Source organism: Tabrizicola sp., from assembly GCF_051645465.1.
Taxonomy (GTDB): domain Bacteria; phylum Pseudomonadota; class Alphaproteobacteria; order Rhodobacterales; family Rhodobacteraceae; genus Tabrizicola.
Map to the genome: position 1 here is coordinate 1 of NZ_JBOFBI010000315.1, position 7958 is coordinate 7958.

The window sequence follows — 7958 nt, forward strand, 5'->3', positions numbered from 1 at the left end:
CCGCAGCGTCTTCGCGCAGGACCTTGTCGTCGAAGGCGATGCCACCTCCAGTGGACCGATCGAAGTCCAAGGCAACGTCGTTGGCTCACTGCGGGCGCCAGAGATCACCGTGGCTGCTTCAGGTCGTGTTGAAGGTTCCATCGTCGCCCACGACCTCGTCGTGCTTGGGGCAGTCTCTGGTATGATCTCAGCTCGACACGTTCAGCTCGCGCCGAGTGCGATCGTGCAGGCCGATGTCATCCATGAGCGGATCGCCATCGAGGCCGGAGCCGAGCTTGAAGGCAGGCTTCAGCGTAAGGCCTGACAGATCTCACACCGCAAGGTCTGGCGGCAGCATCTGGCCGGCAGGCAGATAGCCCCGCCGCATCTTCTGACGGAGTGTCTGGGATGCCGCTCTCTCCGCTTCTTCAACGGAAGCACAGGTCTCGATGCTCGTCCGCCCGTGGGTCCCGATCCGGCCCCAGGTTCGCAGGACGGAGACGTCGCCGAACAGTGTCGCCGCGACATCGATGCAGTAGAACCGCGCCATGTTGGCCTCTGGGTCGATGCGGTGCAGATGTGCCAGAGCCATGGCGGTCCTCCCCCGCTCAGACTCTGCTTTGCGGCTCGCCAAGTCCAATTGCTTTTCTGAATCGATCCGGGCGGTCCGATTCAGAAAGCTGATGGGTCATGGCGACGGATCGCTAGGTTCTTCCTCGACAACCTCGACCCAGAGGACGCCACGCAGGGTTTCCTCCGGGACCAGCCATACGGTCCTGAACCGACCGCCAGCGGTACGGTGCCGTTCTGCGACGAGTTCCCTGTCTCCACGGTCGATCCGCCACAGACGACGATCGATGGTCGGGCTTTTGGATCTGGATCTAGTGACGTCCTCCATGCCTGCCTCCGATCGGTCGATGACGATTTGCAGTCATGGACAGAGGCGTCTTCAGGAAATATCTATCGACCACAGAAGTGGTGCTTTGCTGTCGCCACGCGAACCACGAAAGGCGTTCCTGTCGATGCATGTTCTGTCCCCCATTCTGGTTTTTTCCGCGTTTGCGGCGATGTCTGTTCCCGTCCACGCGCTTGACGCCTGGACGATGGGTGTCGAGCGCGGTCTGCCGACCTATGCACTCACCAGTGAAGCGGGTGAGGTGCGCCTTGTCTGCGATCCGGATCGCGTTTTCGGGCCGACGCCCAACGGTGCGCTTGTGGTGCGCTTCGACAAGGATGCGGCGCCAGACATGGTCGTTGTTCTCGCCAAGTCCGGTGAACAGGCCCGCCTGCCGGTCAAGAATGGCCTTGCCGCACAGGCCTCGGTTGACCCCGCGGACTGGTCGAAGATGGTTGCGACTTTCCGGGCGGGTGGTGAGTTCGCCCTGGTCACCAGCGCTGACAGCCTGACCTTCGAGACAGCGCCGCTGCCCGACCTTGCCTGCGAGTGACCGCAGGCAGTTCATCGAATTCTGTTGCATGGTCCGGGTCTATTTGACGCGTCGCGCCTCGATGAGCCGCGACGCGATCGCGGCGAGGAAGGCACCAACGATCGTCGCCCGAGGCTCGATCTGCCAAGGGTCACCAAGAGCTGAATGCATAGCCCGGATTGCTGAGCCTTGGGCGTAGACGGTCATCGCTTCACCGACCGCCATGTCTGTTGTTGACATGGCGAAGATGCGCCTCGCCTCGTCTGCATGCGCATTGATATCCTCTTCGGCCAAGTGCCGCCGAAGTTCCGCACGGGCTTCCTTGGCAAAGGCGCGCAGCATGTAGGCGGAGGTCACCTCGCCCGCACCCGGGATCTGCTCCAGGCGCCTCTCGGTCATCAGCGGAAGCCGAAACAGGACCACCAGCTTCTCTTTCCGGGGTTTCGTCAACACACCAGCCGGAGCATCGGGCGGCAATGCCGGGGACGGCGGCTGATCCCTCTCCCCTTCCCTCTTCCCGGCTAATCCCGCTTCCACCAGGGGCGAAGTTCGCAAGTCAGGGAGTTGGTCCTCGATGTTCTCCGCTAGCAGCCCGACCTCCGGCGCACGCCGTTCGGCGAGAATGCGCGACTGAACTTCGCGTGACGACCGCAGACGTGCCGCCGAGTTTTGCAGCCCCGGCTCTTCGGCCGCCGGGGAGGGGGCGACACGTGCGGGAAGGCGGAAGCGGCTCATGCAGGGATCACCTCGTCGATCCCTGTGAGGACGAGTTCCGCAACTTCGAGCTGGCGGGTGATGGCGTCCGCCAGCAAGCGTCCGCCGGGGGCCTTGGCGTTGGCGCGGGCTGCCGGTCCGAGCGGACCGTGGTAGCCCAGCTGTTCGAGGATCCGCGAATGCGGGACGATCACGTCGAGATGGTCGAGACGCAGGATCTCCTGCAGCACGTCCTGGTCACGTTTCGGCAGTTGCGCCATTCCCCCTTCCTGGGTTGCGGCATCAATGATCTTCGGCCCCGCATCCATGACTAGGACCCGGACCGCCGGGAAGCACTCACCTTCGGCAATCGAAGCCCGGAGGTCGTCCATCCAGAGGACGGCGCGATGAGTCATTTCCCACTCGGCATAGACGGGGCGGGCTGGGATCAGCACGAGATCTGAGATCAGACAGAAGTCCTCGGTGTCAGTGTGGGTGCCCGGCCGGGTGTCAATTACGACGAGATCGACACCACGCGCTTCCTCGGCCTCTAGGAGCGACAACAGCCCTTCAACACTTTCCGGCGGTGATAGGATCGCCAGGCTCTCTGGCCAGTCGGGCTTCTGCGCGCTCTCCCAAGCGGCCAGTTCGAAACTGTCGCGCCAGCGGCCGAGTTGAGCATTCACGTCACCGTCGATCAGGGTGACGCGGCGCCCAAGGTTCAGTGCAGCAGATGCGAGAAGCATGGCGGTCGTGGTCTTGCCCGAGCCGCCCTTGGTCTGCACGATGGTAATGACTTGCATGAAATGACGCCTCCACAAACGGTACTCACTACCCCTGGCACCGACGCCCGGCGCTCTTTCATGACGCTGCGGAACACGATGCACCGAAAGCAAGGCAAGGCAGAGCGAAGCCGTTGTAAAGGCGTCACTAATCCGTCCCGCGTTCGGTGCGCCGTTTAGGCATAAGGTTGCAGAAACGTCAAATCGCATGTGCTGGAAGTTGTAACACAGCGCCCGGACCTTCATGTTTCTTAAGGATTCCCGCAGCCGTAATGCTGCGGCGCGGCGCCCGAGCAGTCCTGAGGCCTGCCCGTAATCGTGACTATCTGCCTTCCGGCCCGTATGACGGTTTGCATGTCTGCATGCCTGCATAGGTGACAGGCCGCATACCGGCGTTGAAACCTGTCCGCACGGTTGGTTCAAAGGCCCGGCGACATCGGGCCTGCGTAGCGGGTCGATCCCAAACTTGACCCGCCAACCGGCTGCATGCCGGAAAATTTGCCTGCTTGCTTGTCCGCCTGCTTGCCAGTTCGCCCAGTGACGGGTTGACCCTGCGCTGATCCAGCCTGTGGCTTCACGCCCAAAGGCAACCATGGTCCGCCATAGGCAGGCCTTGAAGCATCTGAAGACCCCATCCCCGGCCCCTCTTCCCTTCCCGGGCAGCCCTTCCTTCAGACTGTCGTGCCCGTCCCAACATCCCCTCGTGGAGGATCGTACACTTCTGGAAAGCCCAAGCTTTCAAGGCGCTCGACCCGTTTGGTCTCGCGTCAAACGGAGGCCTGACGGCCGAGGCGCAGGGATGCAGTCGGCGGGTCAGCCGCCGACCCCTGACGCCATATTGAGTCCTCACCGGCTGTCCGGTTTCCGCACGCTGGCTCCTCTTCGGAGGAGCGGAAACCGGCCGGTGAGGACGGTTGGCAGGAACGGTGGTGTGTGGTACATGATGCGCGATGACTGCAAAACACATGTAATGATGCAATGCCCCGCTCACGCCTGACCTCTGCAGAGACTGCCGCCATCAAGGCGCGGCTCCTCGCTGGCGAGAGCGTCGCGGCCGTGGCGAGGTCGATGGGCCGTTCCCGCCAGGCGCTGTCTCGGATCAAGGGCAGCCTTGACCGGAAGGAGGTACGGCGGCTTTCGGTGAAGCTGAACATCCGCATCACGGAAGATGAGCATGCAGCCTTTCAGGCGGTTGCCGAGGCAAGCGGTCTGACGGTTTCCGAGGCAGTCCGGCATCTGGTCAGACAGGCAAGCGATCGTCTGGCCATCCAGGCAGACGAGCTGGATGCCATCGCTGCAGCCAGGCGGGAGTTGTCCGCCGTCGGCAACAACCTCAACCAGATTGCCCGTCTGGGGGCGGTCGGTCGTCTGACCTGGAACGCCCGCGATGCCGCCCTGGTGCGCAAGGTCGGAGCGCGGGTCGATGACCTTGTGGAAGAGGTTGTCCACCTCCTCTCGGCGCTAAGGGCCAAGCAGGGACTTGGTGATCAAGCCTCTGCATTTTCTCATGCCGCTGACGCGTCTAACGAGGCGCCGAAATGACCCGGTCGCCTTCCGTTGAGGATCTGGTTCTGGGTCATGTTCTCGACGACCGTCGTCGTGGGCGAGGCGGTGGCGAGGGTGCCGCGTCCCGTCTCGGCACGCGCAAGGAACGTCAGACCCGGGCGCTTCTGCGAAACGCTGGAGGACCACGCGGCTGGCAGTCGGTCGTCAAACGCATCGCAGGTGGCAGTGCCCGCACGCCGCAGGAGCTGAAGCGCCTGCTCGACTATGTCGCCCGGGAAGAGGGGGTGCAGAGCACCTGGTGTAATCTGGCGGGCTATGAGCGCGACTTTGATCCTGCGCGAACGGATCGGACGGCGGACATCTGGTCTTCAACCTGGACCGGCGCGCCGCGCCGGGGACATGCCGATCACATCGTCCTGAGCTTCCCGCGAGGGGTGGACGCCGAGCGCGCCGAGCTCATCGCTCGGGAATGGGGGCAGGCCGTGTTCGGGTCTGGTGAGTATGGGGATGTCTGGCGCTATGTCGCGGCGCTGCACAAGGACACCGACCATCTGCACGCGCATTTCGTGGTCGACAAGCATGGCATCGAGGAAGGTCGCTTCCTGTCGATCTGTCGTCATGCAGCGCTGAACTTCGATGTGATGCGCGAGCTTCACGCCGAGATCAGCCAGTCGCATGGGCTGAACATCCTCGCCTCATCGCGCCTGTCGCGTGGCATCATCGAGAACCCACCGCGCCAATCCGAGTTGCGTGCCTCGCGAGAGGGTGGGAAGGCCACACCCCCTCCGCCGCCGCCTCTGTCCGACGGGGAGCGGAGCCGACGGCTTGCAGCGCTACAGGGCTTTGCCCGCGAATATGAAACCCTCGGCGAGCTCGCCGGTCTCGCCGCTGAAACCGGCACCGAGGCGAGCGCTTCTTCCTACTTTTCCCGGCTGGCTCGGGCGCTTGGCGCCTCCGCCGCCGCTCTCAGACAAGGAGTTCCCCTGATGCCCGATCACTCGCTTCATGCCGAAGGCGATCCCGCCGCACGGGTTGAGGCTGCGCGCAGCGAGATGATCGCTTCGGCCACTGAGGCCTGGGAGGCAATCCGTGCCATGGAACCCTCGGCCGAACGGGTTGACCTTGAACGAAGCTTTGCCGAACAGGCACGCGCCTCCCTGAAACTCGCCCCCGACAGCGTCCTCCTGGCAGAGCATGCGCAAGTCGTCGACCGGAGTGCAGATCCCTATCACAATCCGACCCTCGCCTCGCTGGCGCGGCTGGAGCAGGGCCAGACCGAGGGGGTTGCCCTCGATGAAGGCCTACGCGCGACCCTTGCTCATGTTCGCGACGAGATCGACGAACGGCTGACGGCGCTCTTCTCGATCCGGGAAGATGAACTTCGCATAGCAGGCACCTCCGTCGAGGAGATGGTCGCCCGCTTCAGTCTTGCCGAACGCAGTGAGGGCCAGCGGGCGAGCTGGATCACTGAGCAGCCGAACACAATGCAAAAGGTGTTCTGGATGGAAACGGTGCGTGCCCTCGGCGAGGAGGTTCGGGCAGAAGTCGCCGCCTTCAACTTTGCACCGGAACTGACCGAGGCCGTTGCGCGCGACCAGTTGCTCACCGCCGATCGCAATATGAAGCTCTCGGAGGTGCCCGCGCTGCAAGCCATCGTTGATCGCCTGCACGATACCCTGAAACCCGAGGATCTCGACCGCGTCCGGTCCGGCGATCTGGCGCCGCTCAACGAGCAGGTCCGAGATCCGGCCCTAAGGGCTGCCGTCGCGCATGAGCTGAAGAATGAAGGCGATCTCGGTCAATCGGGTGAGGTCGGACCTTGGGCAGACCTGGCACGGGCGCAGCATCGCGCCGCCGAATTGGGGCAGCGCGACCGCGCGGTCGAACGCGACAGCGACCACGAACTCTGAGGACAGACCCATGCTTTCGAACCTAGACACCGCTTGGCGGTATCCGCTGGCACTGCTCCTTGACCTGCTGACAGGTCTCTACATCGGCGGCATGCTGGCGACGATCTACGTGATCACTGCCTTCCGGGAGAGCCTCGATACGCTTAGCCCCATAGGCCCCTGGTTTCTGCGCTATGCATGGGCCGACCTCGCCGCACGGCCTTCGGTCCTGCAGGGCGCGCTGATCATCACCGGCGCCGTGACCGTCGCCTTGACGCTGGTCGGACTTGCCGGAGTGCATCGCGGGCGGCTGAACCAGTATGACGACGCACATTTCCAGTCGCGCCGCGAGTTGAAGCGCAACCACATGGTCGGAACCCTCGATAAGAACGGTTTCATCTTCGGCAAGCTCGGCTTCCCGAAATCTGACGCACCGTTTGTGATGGCGCCGCCCGACCGCTTCCCGCATGCGATGATGATCGCGCCGACCGGCCGCGGGAAGGGCGTCGGCTTCGTCATCCCGAACCTCCTCCACTTCTCAGGCTCGGCGATCATCCTCGACGTGAAGGGCGAGAACTTCGCGAAGACCTCGATCCATCGTAAGCACGGGCTGAAGAACAGCATCTGGTACTTCTCGCCCTTCGACGAAGATCGTGGGTCGCACCGCTTCAACCCGCTCGCCAGGATCGCCGCCCTTCCCTCCGCAGAGCGTCAGTATACCGCGCTGAACTCGATGGCCGACCTATTCCTCATCCCGGAAGGGGAAAGCGCGCAGAGCTTCTTCAATGCCGGCAAGCGCCTATTCATCGCCTCCTGCCTTTACGCCATCGAGCAGCGCCGCCCGACCCTGGGCTTTGCTGGCGAGATCATGGCCGGGGGCGGCGACAAGAAGAAGAGCTACACCGCCATTGCCGAGACGACGAACATCCCGATCGTCTCCCGCACCTTCCTCGAAATGGCCGACGTCCCGGAAAAAACCCTCGGGGCCTATGTGTCCGTCATCCAGGGATCCGGTCTCGAACTTTGGAACGACCCCGCAGTCGACCGGGTGACCTCGGCCAGCGACTTCGACTTCTCTACCTTCCGGCGCGATCCCCAAAGTCTCTACATCGTCGTCCAGCCCGAGCACCTGAAAACTCTAGCCCCTCTCGTTCGTCTGCTCTTTGCCGATGCCATCGCCTCCCTCCAGCGACGCGAGCCGGGACCGGATGAGCCCCATGCCGTCATGTTCCTGATGGACGAGTTTGACCAGCTCGGTCGTCAGCCCCTTGTTCTCTCTTCTATCAAGACTGTCCGCAGTTTCGGCGGCCGCTTCTTCATCATCTCCCAGACCATTCCCGGTCTCGATGACATCTATGGCGAAACCGGGCGGCGGTCCCTGCAGGGTGGGGCTGGCGTGCAGATCTACATGACGCCGCAGGATGACCGGACCGCTGAGGTGCTGTCGAATGCTTTGGGGCGGTCCACCATCACCGCCGTTACTGAGAGCCAGTCGCGGGTTCGAGCCTTGGAGGACAGTGCCAATATCAGCAGGCGTTCCGAGGAGCGGCCGTTGATTTCGGCGAACGAGGTGCTGCGGTTTCCGCTGGACGAAGTTCTGGTTCTGCCAGAGGGGCAGTATCCGATCCGGGCGCGGCACATCCGGTACTACGAGGATCGGCACTTTGGGCCGATTGATCGAG

The 7958-nt window shown here is 63.3% G+C and carries 8 protein-coding genes; 5 read left to right on the forward strand and 3 right to left on the reverse strand.

Annotation, left to right across the window (positions count from 1 at the left end):
• Window positions 1-304 (forward strand): bactofilin family protein (locus ACRCSW_RS20275; protein ID WP_438707463.1); only part of this gene is annotated, 304 nt, incomplete at its 5' end.
• A 6-nt stretch (window positions 305-310) separates the two neighbouring features.
• Here the strand turns inward: ACRCSW_RS20275 and ACRCSW_RS20280 are convergent.
• Entirely contained in the window at window positions 311-571 is a 261-nt protein-coding gene (locus ACRCSW_RS20280; protein ID WP_438707464.1) for a WGR domain-containing protein, read from the reverse strand.
• 430 nt (window positions 572-1001) lie between these two features.
• Between ACRCSW_RS20280 and ACRCSW_RS20285 the strand changes: the two genes are divergently transcribed.
• A complete protein-coding gene (locus ACRCSW_RS20285) occupies window positions 1002-1427 on the forward strand; it encodes a hypothetical protein (RefSeq protein ID WP_438707465.1) in 426 nt (141 codons plus the stop codon).
• Between the two features lie 39 nt (window positions 1428-1466).
• Here ACRCSW_RS20285 and ACRCSW_RS20290 read toward each other — a convergent pair whose 3' ends face one another.
• Together ACRCSW_RS20290 and ACRCSW_RS20295 are read right to left on the reverse strand one after the other, a co-directional pair.
• Window positions 1467-2141, reverse strand: coding sequence for a hypothetical protein (locus ACRCSW_RS20290; protein ID WP_438707466.1), 675 nt, complete (start codon window positions 2139-2141; stop codon window positions 1467-1469).
• A complete protein-coding gene (locus ACRCSW_RS20295; protein WP_438707467.1) occupies window positions 2138-2902 on the reverse strand; it encodes a ParA family protein in 765 nt (254 codons plus the stop codon). Before ACRCSW_RS20295 ends, ACRCSW_RS20290 begins: the two co-directional genes overlap by 4 nt.
• Window positions 2903-3859: 957 nt before the next feature.
• Here ACRCSW_RS20295 and ACRCSW_RS20300 point away from each other — a divergent pair.
• The 3 genes from ACRCSW_RS20300 to ACRCSW_RS20310 form a co-directional block, all read left to right on the forward strand.
• Entirely contained in the window at window positions 3860-4423 is a 564-nt protein-coding gene (locus ACRCSW_RS20300; RefSeq protein ID WP_438707468.1) for a plasmid mobilization protein, read from the forward strand.
• Complete coding sequence (locus ACRCSW_RS20305) at window positions 4420-6297, forward strand: relaxase/mobilization nuclease domain-containing protein (protein ID WP_438707469.1); 1878 nt, start codon at window positions 4420-4422, stop codon at window positions 6295-6297. The genes ACRCSW_RS20300 and ACRCSW_RS20305 overlap by 4 nt, the downstream gene beginning before the upstream one ends.
• 10 nt (window positions 6298-6307) lie before the next feature.
• A partial coding sequence (locus ACRCSW_RS20310) for a type IV secretory system conjugative DNA transfer family protein (RefSeq protein ID WP_438707470.1) occupies window positions 6308-7958 on the forward strand: 1651 nt, incomplete at its 3' end.